This is a genomic window from Azospirillum halopraeferens DSM 3675 (assembly GCF_000429625.1).
GTDB classification, from domain to species: domain Bacteria; phylum Pseudomonadota; class Alphaproteobacteria; order Azospirillales; family Azospirillaceae; genus Azospirillum; species Azospirillum halopraeferens.
On the sequence record NZ_KE386928.1, the window covers coordinates 1 to 16,799 of the forward strand.

Sequence of the window (16,799 nt, forward strand, 5' to 3'; positions counted from 1 at the left end):
GTGCTCTACGGCGGCATGGGCAACGACGTGCTGGCGGGCAACCGCGGCACCGACACGCTGTACGGCGGCGCGGGGGCCGACACCTTCCGCATCGACGCACCGGGCGAAGGGGTCGACGTGATCGCCGACTTCGAGATCGGGGTGGACCGCATCGCGGTGGTCGGGCCCAATTTCGGCAACATCGCGACGGGCGTCCTGTCGGCGCAGCACTTCGCCCTGGACAACCCGCTGTCCGCCAACGCCACCTTCGTGTTCAACACGGCGACCGGCGTGCTGTCCTTCGACGCCGACGGCAGCGGGGCGGGGGCGGCGGTGGCCATCGCCACCCTCAACGTCCGCACCCTCAGCCACACCGACATCATCGTGACGGGAAGCTGAGGTCGGGTCATACCGGGTTCGGAACGTCCTGACGTCCGAACCCGGTTACGTCCGCGGCATCTGATGCCGTTCTGCCGGGCCGAAGCCCGGGTGACGTGTGAACACAGCGGTCAGGATCGTCCTGACCGCGCATCATACGGCCGGAAAATGATCACCCATCAATTGCCGACCGTAAAACCCGGCAGATCAATGCCTTGGCATTGATCGAGAGGGTGATACCAACGGCACCCTTCAGGTGCCGTTGGTATCAGGCCGTCATGCCGTCAGCCACCTGGCGATGTCGTCCTCCTTGGGGAGACCGCCCGCGTGAACCACCTTGCCGTCGATGACGATTCCGGGGGTCGAGGCGATGCCATATCCGGCGATGGCGGCATAGTCGGTGACCTTCTCTACGTGAACGGGCACGCCCAGCCGCTCGGCCTGAGCCAGCACCATGTCTTGCGTCGTTTGACAGCGTTTGCATCCGGGGCCGAGGACTTTCACATCCTTCATGGCTTTACTCCTTCTCAGGCGAGCAGTGCGTTGAACAGGAATCCGACGCCGAGGATGCCGAGCCCCACGACGCCGACGAACACGGCAATCAGGCGTACTGTCAGCACCTTGCGCAGGATGATCATTTCCGGCAGCGACAGCGCGATGACGGACATCATGAAGGCCAGCACGGTCCCGACTGCCGCGCCCTTGCCGATCAGCGCTTCGACGACCGGGATGATCCCGGCAGCGTTCGAATACATCGGAATGCCCAGCAGGACCGCCGCAGGAACCGACCACCAGGCGTCCCGACCCATGATGGTGGCGAGCAGATCAGCGGGAACATAACCGTGGATGAAGGCCCCGGCCGCGATGCCGGCGATGATCCACACCCAAACGCGGCCGACGATGTCCTTGACGGCCTCGATGCCGGCCTTGATCCGGTCAACGACCGTGACATCCTCGGCCGGTAGTTCGGCGACTTCCGAACGGATGGTGCGCACCCATTCTTCCAGCCAACCCTCCAGGTGCAGACGGCCAATGGCCCACCCGGCGACGATGGCGACGCCGAGTCCGAAGACGAGGTAGGTCAGCGCCACCTTCCAGCCGAGCAGGGCGAACAGCAGGCCAAGCGCCACCTCGTTGACCATCGGCGCAGCAATCAGGAACGAGAACGTCACCCCGAGCGGCACGCCCGCCGAGACGAACCCGATGAACAGCGGCACGGCGGAGCAGGAGCAGAACGGCGTGACAACGCCGAGACCGGCCGCCGCCACGTTCCCCGCACTCTCGCGCCGTCCGGCCAACAGGGCCCGTGTCCGTTCGGGCGAGAAGAAACTCCGCACGACGCCCATGCCGAACACAACCAACGTCAGCAGCATCAGCACCTTGGGCGTGTCGTAGACGAAGAACCGGATCGCCTCCTCCAGATGACTGCCACGTTCCAGCGGCAGCAGCGACACGACCCGGTTCGAGAAGGGGACGAGCTGGCCGTAGAGTGCGAACCAGACCAGCACGAAGACCACCGCCCCGGCGACCCAAAGCCGGGGGTTCGGCCGTGATGGCCCCGCTTGCGGGGCCGGCGAGGTTCCGATGCTCATGCCGCTTTCTTTCGCTCTGATGCCATCGCGACGATCACGGCGTCGATGATGGCGACGATCTCGGGGCTCAGCGCCGGGTTCCGGCGATACCGCACCCACTGGGCGTCACGGCGGTCGACAACAAGCCCGGCGTTCCTGAGAGCAGCCATGTGGCGGGACATCCGGGACTGCGTGGCCGTCAGGCGGTCCATGAGTTCGCATACGCAGTGCTCCCGGCCATCCCACAGCAGGTGCAAGGCACCGAGCCGAGTCGGGTCGGAAAGAACGGACATCAGGGAGGCCACCGCTTCGGACTTCATGCGCCCCTCCGCTTATGCGGTTATGAGCATAAATTAATACAAAGCGGGTTGCGCCGTCAATCGGCCACCTCGAACATTGCTGTCGAGCGTCGACGCAGGAGCGCATCACACCGTTACGACGGCTCTTTGGCGCAAACCCGGCCGGAGGCCGGGATCAGGATCAGGAGCAATGCCGCAAAGCAGTGTTGCGGGCCCGGCGACCCGCAACACCTTTGCGCAGTGGCCTCCCGTTTCGTTGCGGACCGCTCAGTGCGTCAGCAGAACCGGGACGGTCATGTGCTGGAGCATGTACCGGGTCATCCCGCCCAGCACCAGTTCGCGCAGGCGCGAGCGGCCGTAGGCGCCCATCACCACCATGTCGCAGGATTCGTCGGCGATGGTGTTCAGCATGGTGTCGCCCGGTTCCACCTGGTGGGTGGTGATGTGGGCGGCCTCCACCTTGCAGCCGTGGCGCGACAGGTGGCGGGCGATGTCGGCCCCCGGCTCGTCCCCCAGGCCGGCGGCGCCGGGCGCGGGATTGACGGCCAGCACCACCACCCGCTTCGCACGGCTCAGCAGGGGCAGGGCGTCGGCGACGGCGCGCGCCGCCTCGCGGCTGGCGTTCCAGCCCACCAGGACGCGTTCGCCCACCGTGGCGAAGCTGCCGGCGTAGGGCACCACCAGCACCGGGCGGCCGCAATCGAACACCAGGTCCTGGGGCATCGCCACGGGCACGTCGCGGTCGCGCCGCGGGTCGACCTGGCCGACGACCAGCAGGTCGGCGTAGCGGCCGTGCAGGGCGGCCGCCGTGGTGGGATCGCCGCGCACGACGCGCCATTCCGACCGGTCGGTCAGGCCGAAGCGGCGCATGCGGTCATCGAAGTCCCGGCCGGCGGCGACGGCGCGCTCCTCATCGGCGCGGCGTTGGGCGTCGCGCACGTCCTCGGGCAGCTCGGCCGCGACATAGGCCGGCAGGGGGGCGTGCGCGATGACATACAGGCCGGTGAGGTGAGCGTCGTTGTCGGCCGCAAGCCGGGCCGCCACGTCGATGCGCGCGGCGGCGGCCGGGGTGTCGTCCACCACGACCAGCAGGTCCTTGAGTGCCATGTCCTCGTCTCCATGCAGCCCGCGGGCGGCCGCCGTGCCCGGCCCCGCCCGCACGGGCCCATCGACTATAACGCCGCCTGCGGCGCGAAAACCAGGGCACCCTTCGGCGCGGATACCGGGGCGTCCCGGGGCGCATGGCGGGAGCGTATCACCGCCGGCGAAATGCTCGCCCCCGCCACCCGCCGTGCCGGATTGCTTTTGACGCGCAGCTTATCCATCGCGTAAGTGTTCGCGGTTGGTCGACCGACGGTGCCCACAGCTACGCAGCCCATGAAACCGGACCCCCACCTCGACGCATTGGTTGCAGCCCTCAGCGGCGCCGAATCCTCGGCTGCGGGACTCGATACGTTGCTCCAGATCGTGGACTGCATGCCCACCATGGTGGCGCTTCTCGATACCGAGCGCCGGCACATCTTCGCCAACCAAGCCTATCTCGACTTTATGCAGGTCACGATGGCCGACCTGACCGGCCGCACCGTCGCCGAGGTGATGGGGGCCGAGCTGTTCCGGTCCACCCGCGGCGCCGCCGACCGGGCCCTGGCCGGCGAAACGGTGCAGGCCGAAGGCTGGATTCCCGATCCCGGCGGCGGCCAGCGCTACATGCTGCGCGTGCATGCCCCGCACCGCCGCCCCGATGGAACGATCGCCGGTTACTTCGTGCTGCTGCACGACATGACCGAACGCCGCCAGGTGCAGGACGACCTGTTCCGGCTGGCCTACTACGACCCGGTGACGGGGCTCGGCAATCGGCTGCTGCTGGTCAAGCACATGGCCGATTACCAGGCGGTGGGGGAGGCGTTCACCCTGGTGACCGTCGACGTCGACCGCTTCGTCGAGGTGCGCACCAGCCTGGGCCAGGGCTTCGCCAACGAGCTGCTGATCGACATCGCCCACCGGCTGGCCCGTGACGCCGGTCCCTACGATCTCCTGGCCCGCATCAGCGACCATGCCTTCGCCCTGCTGATGGCCGGCGATGCCGCGTCAGCGGAGGTGGAGCAGCGGGTGGACACGGTTGCCGGCATCGTCCGCTCCGCCCGCTCCAGCTCGGGCGCCGCCGTGTTCCTGACCGCCAGCATCGGCGTCGCCCGCTGTTCCGATGCCCATGAACGGCCCGAGGACGTGCTGCGCGACGCCGAGATCGCCACCGCCCACGCCCGCACCGGCGGCGGCGGACGGTACGCCCTGTTCGACCCCGCCATGCACACCCGGGTGGTGGAGCAGGTCCGTCTCGAACACGATCTGCGCGACGCGCTGGAACGCGGCGAAGGGCTGTGGGTCGCCTACCAGCCCATCGTGGAGATGGTGACCGGCGGGCTGGCCGGATTCGAGGCGCTGGTGCGCTGGAACCACCCCGAGCGCGGCAACATTCCGCCCGGCGTCTTCATCCCCATCGCCGAGAGCACGGGGCTGGTGGTGACGCTGGGCCACTGGGTGCTGCGGGACGCCTGCCGCCGGGTGGCGGACTGGCAGGACAAGCGCACCCCCGGATCGGCGCCGCTGTTCATGAGCGTGAACCTGTCGCCCATCCAGCTCGGCGATCCGGGGTTCGTCCACCAGGTGCGCAACGTGCTGCGCGAAACCGGGGTCGAACCGTCCTGGCTGAAGCTGGAGCTGACCGAGGGCGCGGTGATGGAGAAGGCGGAGCAGTCGATCAAGCTGCTCCAGCAGCTCCGCGGCCTGGGGATCAAGCTGTCGATCGACGATTTCGGCACCGGCTACTCCTCGCTCAGCTACCTGCACAAGCTGCCCATCGACAGCCTGAAGGTGGACCGCTCCTTCGTCTCCGCCATGCACCAGTCGGAGGAGAACCGGGCGATCGTGCGCATCATCATCGATCTCGCCCGCCTGCTGGGGTTCGATGTCATCGCCGAGGGGATCGAGACCACCGCCGACGCCAACCTGCTGCGCGCGCTGGCCTGCGACTACGGCCAGGGCTACCATTTCGCCCGCCCCCTGCCGCCCGAGGAGGCGGAACGCCTGGTCGTCGGCGACCCGCCCTGGTGGGACGGGGTGTAGGCGGACCCGGCCGGCTGATCTCGATCAATCCTGCCGTTCGTACGCAGAAACCCGTATTTCTGGCATGGCCTCCCGGCGTTATCTTGCCTTCGGCCCGGTCGCATCCGTTTGCGCGCCGGGCCACGGTTATGCGCTGGAGGCGGACTTGGACGGTACAGGCGAGAAACGCGTCTATCTCATCGACGACGACGAGCCGGTCCGCGACTCGGTGCGCACGCTGCTGGAAACGTGCGATTACCGGGTGGAGGACTATCCGTCGTGCCGCGACTTCATCGACGGAATCGGCGGCTTCGACCGGCCGGCCGAAGAGGGCGTGCGCGGGTGCCTGCTGCTGGACCTGCACATGCCGGTCATGAGCGGGCTGGAGTTCATGGAGCGCCACGGCGCCGACCTGCGGGGCATGCCCGTCATCCTGATCACCGGGCGCGCCGACACCGCCACCGCCACCCGCGTGCGCGAGGCGGGGGTCGTCGCGGTGCTGGAGAAGCCGTTCGAGGACGACGACCTGCTCGACACCATCGAGCGCGTCATGGCCGGCCGCGAACTGGCGGCCTGAGCCCTTACGGGCCATTACCTACGTCATAAGTTGGTCGATACGTAATCTTCCTTACGTAGTGATCCGAACTACGCGGAAAGGCCGAAATCCCCTACGTTTCGGTTCGGGACCAACGAGGCGGGACCCACGCAGGACCCGCCGCCGAACGCAGGAGACCACGACCATGGCCGCTCATCTCGCCACCCTCGACCATGCCGCCACCGTCCGCCCGGCCTTCGCTCCGGTTCCCGGGCACCGCAGCGTGCGTTCCGGCGGCGGCACCGTGGTTGCGTTCCCCGACCTGCGCGGGGCGGACACCCTGGAGGCCATCGCTGACACCGTGGTGGCCGAGCGCGAGACGATGCTGTTCTCCGAGGGTGACGCCGCCGGCGACCTCTACCGCGTGATTGACGGCATGGTGCGCATCTACAAGCTGCTGCCCGACGGGCGCCGCCAGATCGTCGGCTTCCTGCAGGCGGGTGACATGATGGGCCTGACGCTGGGTCCCTGCTATCTCTACACCGCCGAGACGGTGACCACCTGCTCGCTCCAGCGCCTCCCGCGCAGCCGCTTCGAGGCCCTGATGGAGGCCCAGCCGGCTCTGGCCCGCAGCCTGCACGCCCGCACCGCCACCGAACTGGTCGCCGCCCAGGATCATATGCTGCTGCTGGGCCGCAAGACCGCGGTGGAGAAGGTCGCCTCCTTCCTGCTGCTGCTGGCGACGCGCAGCCGCAGCGCCTCCTCCCTCGGCGGGCGCCGGGTGCGCCTGCCGATGAGCCGCAACGACATCGCCGACTATCTGGGCCTGACCACCGAGACGGTGTCGCGCGCCTTCACCAAGCTGAAGACCGGCGGCCTGATCCGCCTGCTGGAAGGCGGCCTGGTCGAGATCGTCGACCGCGACGGCCTGGCCGGCACCACCGAAGGGGCGTGAGCACACCCCTTTCGATCGGCTGGCGCGGCCGCGCGGCGTCCCCAGATAGGCCCGATGGGCAACCGGATGGACCCGGTGGGCAAGGGGAGTGCGGGGACGCCATGGCCGGGACTCGACTGCGGACCTCACGGGCGGCGCTGGCCGCCCTTCTTCTCGGGGCACCGCTGGCCGCCTGCGACGACAGCCGCGTCGTCGCCGACCAGCCGGATCCCGCCTACAGCTTCAACGAACTGGCCTATGCGGCCTCCGACCGCGACCTGCGGGTGGTGGTGCACGGCACTCCCTTCGGCGGCGACGCCGCGTCCTTCTCCCGCGGCGTGGCCGCGGTCATGCGGGACCGCATCGTCGGCATCCGCACCAACCCCACCACCGACCCCGGCGCCTCGGCGCGGCCCGCCTACCGCGTGGTCTTCGCCTTCGAACCGGTGCAGCCGACCCTGAACAGCGAGCTGTGCGGCGACGGGCCGGTGCGCACGCAGGCACCGGGCACCACCCTGACGGCTCAGGCCGTGTTCTGCCGCGGCGGGCGCAAGCTGTCGGGCGCCACCGGCCGCCTGGACGAGGCGCAGGGGCCCAACGACCCCCGCTTCCGCCGCCTGATCGGCGATCTCACCGCCACCATCCTGCCGCCCAACCAGCCGTGACCGCGGCGGCGGTCCGCCCTACCGCTCCACCGCGTGGATGTCGGCCTGCAGGTCGCGGGTCGACTCCATGGTCAGGAAGTCCAGGGTCATCGGCAGCTCCAGCCGCACGGCCGGCACGTGTTGCAGGCGCACCGTGACGTCGCGGGTGGCGGCCGCCAGGACGTGGCCGCCGCAGTGCCGGTCGGCGGACAGGAAATGCAGGTGGAAGCCCGCGACGTGGACCGAGCTGAGGAACCCCGGCGTCCAGAAGCCGACCAGCGTGCCCTCGACGTCCGGAAAGTCGAACACCGTCTGGATCTTCGCCACCTCGGCCAGGGGACGGTAATTGTCCTGGCGCGGCACCGAGCGGGCGCGGACGTGGTCGAAGCGGCCGTCGACGCGCACGGCGTAGACCAGGTTGGTGGAGGGCAGCAGCCCGTGCAGCACCGTCTCCAGCCGGTCGGCGGCGATGGGGGCGGCGAACCGCTCCTGCGTGTCGCCGTGGAAGCGGGTGACGCAGGCGAAGGGCGTCTGCACCCCGTCGTCGACGGTGCACACCGTGCCGTCGGCGCGAAGCTGCCAGACTGTGCCGTCCAGCACGACCATCTCGCCGTCCAGGTCGTTGAAGGTGCCCAGGCCGAAATCGCCGTTGGCGCGGACGCGGCCGACGGTGGTGTCTTCGCGGTAGATCCCCTCCACCAGGGCGGCGATGGGGGCGGAGATGTACAGCGGCGGGCGCGCGGGTCGGGTCACCGGTGTGCGAACTCCCAATACAGGGCGCGGGCGCGGGCCGCCAGCGGTCCGGGCTGGAGGTGGCGGTCCTCGACGCGGGTGACCGGCACCACCTTGGCGTAATTGCCGGTGGAGAAGACCTCGTCGGCTTCCAGCACGTCGCGCACGCTTAGGGTGCGCTCCTCCACCGGGGTGCCGTCGTCGCGCAGCAGCCCGATGACGCGCTGGCGGGTGATGCCGTTGAGGAAGGTGCCGTTGGGGATCGGCGTCGCCACCGTGCCGTCCCGGGCGATGAACAGGTTGGCGGTCGCGAACTCGGCGACGTTGCCGAGGAGGTCCAGCATGATGGCGTTGTCGAAGCCGCGCTCGCGTGCTTCCCGCAGCGCCAGACCGGCGTTGGGGTAGAGGCAGGCGGCCTTGGCGTCGGTGGGGGCGGAGCCGGGGGCCGGCCGCCGCCGGGTCGACAGGCAGGCGGTGAAGCCGGCAGCGCTCGGCATGGGCATTTCGTGCACGGTCAGCGTGAAGACGGTGCTGTCCGGGTCCGGCATCACGAAGCCGGACTCCGCGTAGAACATCGGCCGGATGTAAAGGGCGGCGTCGCGCGGGAAGCGGCGGATGCCGTCCCAGCACAGCTCCTCGATCTCGCCGGCGGTCAGCATGGGCGACAGCCCCAGGGCCAGGGCGGAGCGGATCGCGCGTTCGCAATGCCGGTCCAGGTCCGGCGCCACCCCCTCGAAGGCGCGGGCGCCGTCGAAGACCACCGACGACAGCCAGATGGCGTGGGTCATCGGGCCGATGATGGCGGGATTGCCCTCCATCCACTCCCCGCGCAAATACGTGACGGCGCGCGCAGCCTCGCCGTTGCCGTGCCCGGCCATAGGACCCCTCCCTCCGTCGTCTGTCGGCTTTCCCGGAAAGCATACCCCCTGGAGACGGTCGGTCAACGGGCTGCGAAGCCCGTTTGCCTGTTGTATGGCCGATTGATGACCGAAGAGGAGGCATCCATGCCCATCACCGAGCCGGGACCGCGCCCCCTGCGCCCCGATCCGCAGCCCAACCGCGACCTGCCGCCGCGGCCGGCGCCCACCGACAACCCCGACCTGGCCAACCCCGGACCGGGTCTCGGCGACGTGCCGCCGCCGGTCACCGACGTGCCGCCCGCCGTCGGCCCCGGACGCGGCTGAGCATCCGGCGCGCCGGCGGTGGCACGCCGCCGGCGCGCCCGCGCGTTACGAACCGGGCGCGCGCGGCGCGCTCCAGTTGCACAGCACGCTGATCACCCGCAACAGGAACGCGGCGGCCACCGCCGCCGCGGCGACGGGCAGTTCCGGCAGGCCCGTGCGGTCGCCGACGATCACCACCGCCGCGGCCAGCAGGGCGGCGGACGCATAGATCTCCTCGCGCAGCACCCGCGGCACCTCGCTGACCAGCAGGTCGCGCAGGACGCCGCCGCCGACCCCGGTGATCACCGCGATCACCGCCGCCGGCAGGGGGGACAGCCCGTACAGCAGGGCCTTCTGGCATCCCGCCACCGCGAACAGACCGAGCCCCAGCGCGTCCAGCACCATCACCGGCTTGCCCAGCCGGTTGACCAGGGGGTGGAAGAAGAAGGCCACCATCCCCGCGGTCACCGCGGCCCACAGGTAGCGGTCGTCACGGAAGGTGGCCGGCGGCACCGAACCCAGCATCACGTCGCGCACCACGCCGCCGGCCAGTGCCGCCGCCAGGGACAGCACCATCACCCCGAACACGTCCAGACGGTGGCGCACCGCCAGCGTTCCGCCGCTGAGGCCGAACACGAAGACGCCGATCAGGTCCATCCACAGCAGCAGCATCGGCACGTCGAGGGTCTGGGGCATGGCGGGCACTACCGGTCGGGCAGGGACGGGGACGGGCTTCCTGATAGCGCGATCTTGATAGCGCGACCGGGGCCGTCTGTCGAACGGGCAGCGGCGACAGGGGCGCGGGCTTGATCTGGCGCCCGCGCAAGGATCAGTCTATGCTGATGGACAACCGCAGCAGGAGTCCCCGGCCGTGCCCAACCCCGTCATCGACCACGTCGACCTGATCGCCGAATACGTGCCGCTGGTCGGCTGCCGGGCGGTGGACGTGGGGTGTGGCAAGGGCGTGCTGGTGCGCCAGCTCGCGGCGCGCGGCGCCATGATGACGGGCATCGAGATCACGGCGGAGAAGCTGGCGGCGGCGCGCGACCTGCCGGTGGTGGCCGACGAGATCTACTGCGACGGCCGGGCGGAGGCGCTGCCCTTCCCCGATGCCTCGCTGGACCTGGCCGTGTTCCTGTTCAGCCTGCACCACGTGCCCGAGGCGGTGCACCGCGACGCGCTGGCGGAGGTGCACCGGGTGCTGGTGCCCGGCGGCCACCTCTGCATCGGCGAGCCGCTGGCCGAAGGACCCTTCTTCGAGCTGCTGCTGCCGGTCCACGACGAGACCGCGGTGCGCGCCGCCGCGCAGCGGACGGTGGCCCTGGCGCCATCGCTGGGGTTCGCGGCGGTGGCCACGCGCCTCTACTCCCGTCCCCGCGCCTTCCGGGATTTCGCGGAGCTGAAGGCGCACGTTCTGGGCGTCGACCCCGCCCGCACCCCCGCCTTCGCCGCGCACGAGGCGGCGCTGGAGGACGCGTTCCACCACATGGCCGAGCGGGTGGACGGCCGCTTCGTGCTGGACCAGCCCTGCCGGATGGACGTGCTGCGCCGCGTGTGACGGGACGGGCGGTTCCGGCGGCACACCGGGATGGAGCGGTCGCCCTTCCTTGACGCCTGGGCTCCGCCTACATATTTTGCACGTTTCCGGACACCCGATTCCAGCATGCGGACCGCCCCATGGCCATTCTGCCGATCCTCGTCGCCCCCGACCCGCGCCTGAAGCAGAAGGCAGTCCCCGTCGCTGCCGTCGACGAGCGGATCGCCCGGCTGATGGACGACATGCTGGAGACCATGTACGACGCCAACGGCATCGGTCTGGCGGCGCCGCAGATCGGCGTGCCGGAGCGGGTGATCGTGGTGGACGTGCGCGAGCGCGACCAGCCCGCCAACCCCATCCAGATGGCCAATCCCGAGATCATCATGGCGTCCGAGGAGCTGGCCGTGTGCGAGGAGGGCTGCCTGTCCGTTCCCGAGCAGTACGCGGAGGTGACGCGGCCCCGCTCCGTGCGCGTGCGCTATCTGGACAAGCAGAACGAGATCCGCGAGATCGAGGCGGACGGCATGCTGGGCGTGTGCATCCAGCACGAGATCGACCATCTGAACGGCACGCTGTTCGTCGACCGCCTGTCGCTGCTCAAGCGCAACATGATCATGCGCAAGCTGCAGAAGCAGCAGCGCCTGAAGGCGTCGGCCTGATCCCGCGACGGACCCTATGACCCCTCTGCGCCTCGTCTTCATGGGCACGCCCGACTTCGCCGTGCCCGCCCTGCGGGCGCTGATCGACGCCGGCCATACGGTGGTCTGCGCGTACAGCCAGCCGCCGCGGCCGGCCGGGCGCGGCCAGCAGGTGCAGAAGGCACCGGTGCACCGCTTCGCCGAGGCGCACGGCATTCCCGTGCGCACACCGAAGACCCTGCGGACGGCCGAGGCGCAGGCGGAGTTCGCCGCATCCGGTGCCGACGCCGCGGTGGTGGCGGCCTACGGGCTGATCCTGCCGCAGCCGGTGCTGGACGCGCCGCGGCTGGGATGCCTCAACATCCACGGCTCGCTGCTGCCGCGCTGGCGCGGCGCCGCCCCCATCCAGCGCGCCATCCTGGACGGCGACGGCGAGACGGGCATCACCATCATGCAGATGGACGCCGGCCTGGACACCGGGGCGATGCTGCTGAAGGGCAGCGTGCCGATCACCGCCGGGACCACCGCGGCGTCCCTGCACGACGCGCTGGCCGCCCTGGGGGCGCGGCTGATCGTGGAGGCGCTGGACGGGCTGGCGCACGGGCGACTGACGGCGCAGCCGCAGCCCGAGGAGGGCGTGACCTACGCCGCCAAGCTGACGCGCGACGACGGCCGGCTGGACTGGCGGCGCGACGCGGCGTTCATCGACCGGCAAGTGCGGGCACTCACCCCCTGGCCCGGCTGCTGGTTCGAAGCGACCGGCGAGCGCATCAAGGTGCTGGCGGTCGAGCCGGCGGCGGGGAGCGGCGCCCCCGGCACCGTGCTGGACGAGGCGATGACCGTCGCCTGCGGCAGCGGTGCGGTGCGTCTGACCCGGGTGCAGAGGCCGGGCAAGGCGCCGGTCGATGGTGCTGCCTTCCTGCGCGGCTTCCACCTGCCGCCGGGCACGGTGCTGGACGGCACGCCATGCAACGCTGGAAGCTGACGGTCGAATACGACGGGCGTCCCTTCTCCGGCTGGCAGAGGCAGGACAACGGCCCGTCCGTGCAGCAGGCGCTGGAGGACGCGCTGGAGCGCCTGACCGGATCGGCCGTACGCGTCCACGGCAGCGGGCGTACGGATGCCGGCGTCCACGCCCTGGGCCAGGTCGCCCACGCGGACGTGGACAAGCCCTTCACGGCCGACAAGATCCGCGACGCCCTGAACTTCCACCTGCGCCCCTGGCCGGTGGCCGTGCTGCTGGCCGAACCGGTGGGCGAGGACTTCCACGCCCGTCTCACCGCCACGGGGCGCTCGTACCTTTACCGCATCCTCGATCGGCGTGCCCCGCCGACCCTGGACGCCGGCCGCGTTTGGCACGTCCGGCGCCGCCTTGATACCGGGGCCATGCACGAGGCGGCGCAGGTGCTGGTGGGCCGGCATGACTTCACCAGCTTCCGCGCCGCGCTGTGCCAGGCGAAGTCGCCGGTCAAGACGCTGGACCGGCTGGAGGTGACCCGCGCCGGGGACGAGGTGCACGTGGGGGCCGCCGCGCGGTCCTTCCTGCACCACCAGGTGCGCAACCTGGTGGGCACCCTGGAACTGGTCGGCGCGGGCAAGTGGACGGCGGCCGACGTGCGGCGCGCTCTGGAGGCACGCGACCGTGCCAAAGCCGGCCCCACCGCCCCGCCCGACGGCCTGTACTTCCTGAAGGCCTATTACTGACCATAGGGATGGCGCTGTTCCGGCCGTTCGGAGCATCGCCGTTTGACTTGTTGCGCAAGCCGACCGTACGCGGCCATACCGGTGTTGTTGCAGGTGCGATAAGAAGGAACCGGTCATGGTCGACAAGCTGATGAGCCTGAGCATGCTCGCCGCGGTCACCCTGCTGTTTCCGGTGATCTGGGCGGTGACGTCGCGCGACGCTGGCCAGGCCGACAACGGACCGCAGGATGGGCCACCGGCGGCCTGAACGGCGGTTACCATCGGTTACGAAAAACCGGCTCGGGAGACACAGTCCCGTTACGATCCGGGCGCCTAATGAAGGCATCCCGGATCGCTCGACAGGAGGGTGTCATGAACCGGATCCTTCGCATCACCGCCATCGCCGCCGTGGCCATCGTGGCCGTCGGTGGATTTGCCGCCATGTCGGCCGACGCGTACGCCCGCGGCGGGCAAGGCCAGGGAACCTGCCGCCAGGGTGCCGCGGCGCAGCCGGCCGGCCAGGCACGGATCACCGTCCTGGACACCGACCGCAACGGCGCCGTCAGCCTGGATGAGTTCCTGGCCGGGCCGCGGCGTGGCCCGGGTGTGGCGGTGCCGGCAGCCGTGGTGACCGATCATCGCACCGCGCAGTTCCGCCGGCTCGACGCCAATGGCGACGGCGTGCTGACGCCCGGTGAGCTTGGCCGGTTCCGTTAGATCGGCTCTCGCGCCCGGTCGGTTCCGATCCGATCGGGCCGACGCGGCCCGTGGCGGACGCACCGCGAACGCTGATAGGGTGGGGTGGTCATCCCCGCGAGCCCGCAGCCCTTGGTCCGTCCGCCACCGCCCTTCATCCTGCTGCTGCTGATCCTGCTGCCGGCGCTGGCCGCGTGCGGCGTCGATCGCGATCAGGCCGACCTGTGCCGGCGCTTCATTCCCGCTTTCGAAGATGATCCGGCGGCCGTGCGCATCCTGGAGGAACGGCGGGAGGACGGGCCGGCCGTGCGCGTGCGCTACGCCACCCCGGAGGGGGAGCGGTGGATCGCCTGCCGCTTCGCCGGCGGCGTCTTCGACGCGGGCCGGCACGAGGTGGTGGGGGTCGCGACGGACCGCACCGGCCCGGTCGTCGGCATGCCCTTCCTGATGCTGCGCCTGTGGGCCGACCTGCCGGCGCCCCGCGGTCTGAAGGCGCTTCCCGACGCGCCCCGCCCCGGGCCGACGGCGTGGACCCCCGTCGCCTTCCTGGCGCAGCAGGGCGTCAACGCGGTGACGCTGGCGTGCGTGTACGCGCTGCTCGCCATCGGCTACACGCTGGTGTACGCCATCCTCGGCCAAATCAACCTGGCCATGGGTGAGCTGACGATGATCGGGGCCATGCTGTCGGCCATGGCGTCGGCGGGGCTGGTGCTGACCGGCGTCGGAGCGCTGCCGGCGGCGCTGCTGCTGGTGCTGGCCGTGGTTATGGCGTTCACCGCCGTCCACGGCTGGGCGATGGACCGCCTGGTGTTCCGCCATCTGCGGGGGCTGCGCACGCACACGCCGCTGATCGCCGCGGTGGGGCTGAGCATCGCTCTGCAAGAAACCGTACGCCTGCTGCACGGGGCACGGGACTGGTGGCCGCGGCCGGTCTTCGCGGACCGCCATGACCTGTGGACGGCCGGTCCCTTCACCGTGACGGCGCTGACGTCGCAGGGCTTGATCCTGGCCCTGACGGCGGCGCTCTACATGGCCCTGCGTGTCATCATGGCCCGCACCGCTTTCGGCCGCGCCCACCGGGCCTGCACCGACGATGCCGGGGCGGCCGCCCTGATGGGGCTGAACGTCGACCGCACGGTGGCGCTCACCTTCGCGCTTGGCGGGGCGTGCGCGGCGGCGGCCGGCTTCGTGATCGCCTTCCAGTACGGCGGCGTCAACTTCCTGACCGGCTATGTCATCGGCTTCAAGGCGCTGGCCGCCGCGGTGGTCGGCGGCATCGGGTCGGTGCCCGGCGCGGTTCTCGGCGGTGCGCTGCTGGCCGCGGTGGAGACGCTGTGGTCGGCCTACGGCCCGCTCGCCTACAAGGACGTGGCGGCGTTCGGCCTGCTGGCCCTGTTCCTGATCTTCCGTCCCCGCGGCCTGCTCGGCACCGAACGGGGGCGGGGCGACTGAACGCTCCCGCCCCCGGCAGGGTGCTTACAGGGCGCGCACGTCGGTCAGGTGGCCGGTCACCGCGGCGGCGGCGGCCATGGCGGGGCTGACCAGGTGGGTGCGGCCGCCGCGGCCCTGGCGTCCCTCGAAGTTGCGGTTCGAGGTGGACGCACAGCGTTCGCCCGGCTCCAGCCGGTCGGCGTTCATGGCCAGGCACATGGAACAGCCGGGCTCGCGCCACTCGAAGCCGGCTTCGGTGAACACCTTGTCCAGTCCTTCCTGCTCCGCCTGCTCCTTGACCAGACCGGAGCCGGGGACGACCAGGGCGCGGATGCCCTCGGCCACCTTGCGGCCGCGGGCGATGTCGGCGGCGGCCCGCAGATCCTCGATGCGGCCGTTGGTGCACGAGCCGATGAAGACCGTATCGACCTTCACCGCGGTCAGGGGCTGGCCGGGCGTCAGCCCCATGTACTCCAGCGAGCGCTGCACGGCGGCGCGCTTGCCGGGATCGGCGACGTCCGCCGGGTCGGGCACGGCGGCGGTGATGGGCAGCACGTCCTCCGGGCTGGTGCCCCAGGTGACCTGCGGCACGATGTCGGCGGCGTTCAGCACGACGGTGGTGTCGTAGACGGCGCCCTCGTCCGACGGCAGGGTCTTCCAGTAGGCGACGGCCTGCTCCCACGCGCCGGCCTTCGGCACCAGCGGGCGGCCCGCCAGGTAGGCGAAGGTGGTCTCGTCCGGGGCGATCAGGCCGGCGCGCGCGCCCGCCTCGATGGCCATGTTGCAGACGGTCATGCGGCCTTCCATGGTCAGGCCGCGGATGGCGTCGCCCGCGAACTCGATCACATGGCCGGTGCCGCCGGCGGTGCCGATCCGGCCGATGATGGCCAGCACGACGTCCTTGGCGGTGACGCCCGGCGGCAGGTCGCCGTCGACGCGGATCAGCATGTTGCGGGCCGGCTTCTGCAACAGGGTCTGGGTGGCCAGCACATGCTCCACCTCCGACGTGCCGATGCCGAAGGCCAGCGCGCCGAAGGCGCCGTGGGTGGCGGTGTGGCTGTCGCCGCAGACGATGGTGGCGCCGGGCACCGTGAAGCCCTGCTCGGGCCCGACGATGTGGACGATGCCCTGGCGCACGTCGTCCATGGGGAAGTAGCGCACGCCGAAGTCACGGGCGTTGCGGTCCAGGGCGTCGACCTGGATGCGGCTCTCCTCGTCGGCGATGCCCTTGGAGCGGTCGGTGGTCGGCACGTTGTGGTCCGGCACCGCCATCGTCAACTCGGGCCGCCGCACGGCGCGGCCGGCCATGCGCAGCCCCTCGAACGCCTGCGGGCTCGTCACTTCGTGAACGAGGTGGCGGTCGATGTAGAGGATGCAGGTGCCATCCTCCTGGCGGTGGACGACATGGCTGTCCCAGATCTTGTCGAAGAGCGTGCGGGGCTTGGACATCGTGACTTCTCTCTGGCGGAGCACTGCC

Annotated in this window: 20 protein-coding genes and 1 pseudogene; 13 read left to right on the forward strand and 8 right to left on the reverse strand. The window is 70.6% G+C overall.

What is annotated here, in order from left to right; translation table 11 throughout:
- Positions 1–378: pseudogene (locus tag G472_RS39595) on the forward strand (calcium-binding protein); the annotation flags it as partial.
- Between the two features lie 255 nt (positions 379–633).
- Here the strand turns inward: G472_RS39595 and G472_RS0127420 are convergent.
- The 4 genes from G472_RS0127420 to G472_RS0127435 form a co-directional block, all read right to left on the reverse strand.
- Positions 634–870 (reverse strand): thioredoxin family protein, encoded by a 237-nt coding sequence (locus G472_RS0127420; protein WP_029010950.1) that lies wholly within the window; start codon positions 868–870, stop codon positions 634–636.
- Between the two features lie 14 nt (positions 871–884).
- The gene (locus G472_RS0127425) at positions 885–1,949 is read right to left on the reverse strand and encodes a permease (RefSeq protein WP_029010951.1); all 1,065 of its coding nucleotides are present in this window, start codon (positions 1,947–1,949) and stop codon (positions 885–887) included.
- On the reverse strand, positions 1,946–2,248 hold the full coding sequence (locus G472_RS0127430) for an ArsR/SmtB family transcription factor (protein WP_029010952.1): 303 nt from the start codon (positions 2,246–2,248) through the stop codon (positions 1,946–1,948). Before G472_RS0127430 ends, G472_RS0127425 begins: the two co-directional genes overlap by 4 nt.
- Positions 2,249–2,494: 246 nt before the next feature.
- Positions 2,495–3,334, reverse strand: a complete 840-nt coding sequence (locus tag G472_RS0127435) for a universal stress protein (RefSeq protein WP_029010953.1) — start codon at positions 3,332–3,334, stop codon at positions 2,495–2,497.
- A gap of 348 nt (positions 3,335–3,682) precedes the next feature.
- Between G472_RS0127435 and G472_RS0127440 the strand changes: the two genes are divergently transcribed.
- From G472_RS0127440 to G472_RS35985, 4 genes are all read left to right on the forward strand, one after another.
- Positions 3,683–5,350, forward strand: coding sequence for a putative bifunctional diguanylate cyclase/phosphodiesterase (locus G472_RS0127440; protein WP_245593606.1), 1,668 nt, complete (start codon positions 3,683–3,685; stop codon positions 5,348–5,350).
- Positions 5,351–5,495: 145 nt separating this feature from the next.
- The gene (locus tag G472_RS35975) at positions 5,496–5,906 is read left to right on the forward strand and encodes a response regulator transcription factor (RefSeq protein ID WP_035694026.1); all 411 of its coding nucleotides are present in this window, start codon (positions 5,496–5,498) and stop codon (positions 5,904–5,906) included.
- A 163-nt stretch (positions 5,907–6,069) separates the two neighbouring features.
- Positions 6,070–6,819 carry a helix-turn-helix domain-containing protein gene (locus tag G472_RS35980; RefSeq protein WP_051341433.1) on the forward strand — a complete coding sequence of 250 codons (750 nt, stop codon included), beginning with the start codon at positions 6,070–6,072 and terminating at the stop codon, positions 6,817–6,819.
- Between the two features lie 101 nt (positions 6,820–6,920).
- Complete coding sequence (locus G472_RS35985; RefSeq protein WP_035693977.1) at positions 6,921–7,463, forward strand: hypothetical protein; 543 nt, start codon at positions 6,921–6,923, stop codon at positions 7,461–7,463.
- An 18-nt stretch (positions 7,464–7,481) separates the two neighbouring features.
- Here G472_RS35985 and budA read toward each other — a convergent pair whose 3' ends face one another.
- Both budA and G472_RS0127465 read right to left on the reverse strand, forming a co-directional pair.
- Complete coding sequence (gene budA / locus G472_RS0127460) at positions 7,482–8,195, reverse strand: acetolactate decarboxylase (protein WP_029010955.1); 714 nt, start codon at positions 8,193–8,195, stop codon at positions 7,482–7,484.
- Complete coding sequence (locus G472_RS0127465; RefSeq protein WP_029010956.1) at positions 8,192–9,052, reverse strand: branched-chain amino acid aminotransferase; 861 nt, start codon at positions 9,050–9,052, stop codon at positions 8,192–8,194. Before G472_RS0127465 ends, budA begins: the two co-directional genes overlap by 4 nt.
- Before the next feature lie 126 nt (positions 9,053–9,178).
- On the opposite strand from G472_RS0127465, the gene G472_RS39205 reads away from it, so the two are divergent.
- Positions 9,179–9,358, forward strand: coding sequence for a hypothetical protein (locus G472_RS39205; RefSeq protein ID WP_029010957.1), 180 nt, complete (start codon positions 9,179–9,181; stop codon positions 9,356–9,358).
- A gap of 45 nt (positions 9,359–9,403) precedes the next feature.
- Here the strand turns inward: G472_RS39205 and G472_RS35990 are convergent, their stop codons facing one another.
- Positions 9,404–10,033: a trimeric intracellular cation channel family protein gene (locus G472_RS35990; RefSeq protein ID WP_245593607.1), complete on the reverse strand. Its 630-nt coding sequence runs from the start codon at positions 10,031–10,033 to the stop codon at positions 9,404–9,406.
- 175 nt (positions 10,034–10,208) lie between these two features.
- Between G472_RS35990 and G472_RS0127480 the strand changes: the two genes are divergently transcribed.
- The 7 genes from G472_RS0127480 to G472_RS0127510 all read left to right on the forward strand — a co-directional run bounded on the left by G472_RS0127480 (position 10,209) and on the right by G472_RS0127510 (position 15,343).
- On the forward strand, positions 10,209–10,895 hold the full coding sequence (locus G472_RS0127480) for a class I SAM-dependent methyltransferase (RefSeq protein WP_051341434.1): 687 nt from the start codon (positions 10,209–10,211) through the stop codon (positions 10,893–10,895).
- A gap of 119 nt (positions 10,896–11,014) precedes the next feature.
- Positions 11,015–11,533, forward strand: a complete 519-nt coding sequence (gene def, locus G472_RS0127485; protein WP_029010959.1) for a peptide deformylase — start codon at positions 11,015–11,017, stop codon at positions 11,531–11,533.
- A 16-nt stretch (positions 11,534–11,549) separates the two neighbouring features.
- Positions 11,550–12,497, forward strand: a complete 948-nt coding sequence (gene fmt, locus G472_RS0127490; RefSeq protein ID WP_029010960.1) for a methionyl-tRNA formyltransferase — start codon at positions 11,550–11,552, stop codon at positions 12,495–12,497.
- Positions 12,479–13,216 (forward strand): tRNA pseudouridine(38-40) synthase TruA, encoded by a 738-nt coding sequence (gene truA / locus G472_RS0127495; protein ID WP_029010961.1) that lies wholly within the window; start codon positions 12,479–12,481, stop codon positions 13,214–13,216. The genes fmt and truA overlap by 19 nt, the downstream gene beginning before the upstream one ends.
- A gap of 115 nt (positions 13,217–13,331) precedes the next feature.
- Positions 13,332–13,463, forward strand: a complete 132-nt coding sequence (locus tag G472_RS40715; RefSeq protein WP_281173374.1) for a hypothetical protein — start codon at positions 13,332–13,334, stop codon at positions 13,461–13,463.
- A gap of 104 nt (positions 13,464–13,567) precedes the next feature.
- Complete coding sequence (locus tag G472_RS0127505) at positions 13,568–13,912, forward strand: EF-hand domain-containing protein (protein ID WP_029010962.1); 345 nt, start codon at positions 13,568–13,570, stop codon at positions 13,910–13,912.
- An 84-nt stretch (positions 13,913–13,996) separates the two neighbouring features.
- The gene (locus G472_RS0127510) at positions 13,997–15,343 is read left to right on the forward strand and encodes a branched-chain amino acid ABC transporter permease (protein ID WP_245593608.1); all 1,347 of its coding nucleotides are present in this window, start codon (positions 13,997–13,999) and stop codon (positions 15,341–15,343) included.
- Positions 15,344–15,367: 24 nt separating this feature from the next.
- On the opposite strand, the gene leuC is transcribed toward G472_RS0127510, so the two are convergent.
- Entirely contained in the window at positions 15,368–16,771 is a 1,404-nt protein-coding gene (gene leuC, locus G472_RS0127515) for a 3-isopropylmalate dehydratase large subunit (RefSeq protein WP_029010964.1), read from the reverse strand.
- Between the last annotated feature and the right edge of the window lie 28 nt (positions 16,772–16,799).

Bases quoted from the DNA above. Each gene is read 5' to 3' on its own strand.
- G472_RS0127420 (WP_029010950.1), bottom strand. From the start codon at position 870: ATGAAGGATGTGAAAGTCCTCGGCCCCGGATGCAAACGCTGTCAAACG.
- G472_RS0127425 (WP_029010951.1), bottom strand. From the start codon at position 1,949: ATGAGCATCGGAACCTCGCCGGCCCCGCAAGCGGGGCCATCACGGCCG.
- G472_RS0127430 (WP_029010952.1), bottom strand. From the start codon at position 2,248: ATGAAGTCCGAAGCGGTGGCCTCCCTGATGTCCGTTCTTTCCGACCCG.
- G472_RS0127435 (WP_029010953.1), bottom strand. From the start codon at position 3,334: ATGGCACTCAAGGACCTGCTGGTCGTGGTGGACGACACCCCGGCCGCC.
- G472_RS35980 (WP_051341433.1), top strand. From the start codon at position 6,070: ATGGCCGCTCATCTCGCCACCCTCGACCATGCCGCCACCGTCCGCCCG.
- G472_RS35985 (WP_035693977.1), top strand. From the start codon at position 6,921: ATGGCCGGGACTCGACTGCGGACCTCACGGGCGGCGCTGGCCGCCCTT.
- G472_RS0127465 (WP_029010956.1), bottom strand. From the start codon at position 9,052: ATGGCCGGGCACGGCAACGGCGAGGCTGCGCGCGCCGTCACGTATTTG.
- G472_RS39205 (WP_029010957.1), top strand. From the start codon at position 9,179: ATGCCCATCACCGAGCCGGGACCGCGCCCCCTGCGCCCCGATCCGCAG.
- G472_RS35990 (WP_245593607.1), bottom strand. From the start codon at position 10,033: ATGCCCCAGACCCTCGACGTGCCGATGCTGCTGCTGTGGATGGACCTG.
- def (WP_029010959.1), top strand. From the start codon at position 11,015: ATGGCCATTCTGCCGATCCTCGTCGCCCCCGACCCGCGCCTGAAGCAG.
- fmt (WP_029010960.1), top strand. From the start codon at position 11,550: ATGACCCCTCTGCGCCTCGTCTTCATGGGCACGCCCGACTTCGCCGTG.
- truA (WP_029010961.1), top strand. From the start codon at position 12,479: ATGCAACGCTGGAAGCTGACGGTCGAATACGACGGGCGTCCCTTCTCC.
- G472_RS40715 (WP_281173374.1), top strand. From the start codon at position 13,332: ATGGTCGACAAGCTGATGAGCCTGAGCATGCTCGCCGCGGTCACCCTG.
- G472_RS0127505 (WP_029010962.1), top strand. From the start codon at position 13,568: ATGAACCGGATCCTTCGCATCACCGCCATCGCCGCCGTGGCCATCGTG.
- leuC (WP_029010964.1), bottom strand. From the start codon at position 16,771: ATGTCCAAGCCCCGCACGCTCTTCGACAAGATCTGGGACAGCCATGTC.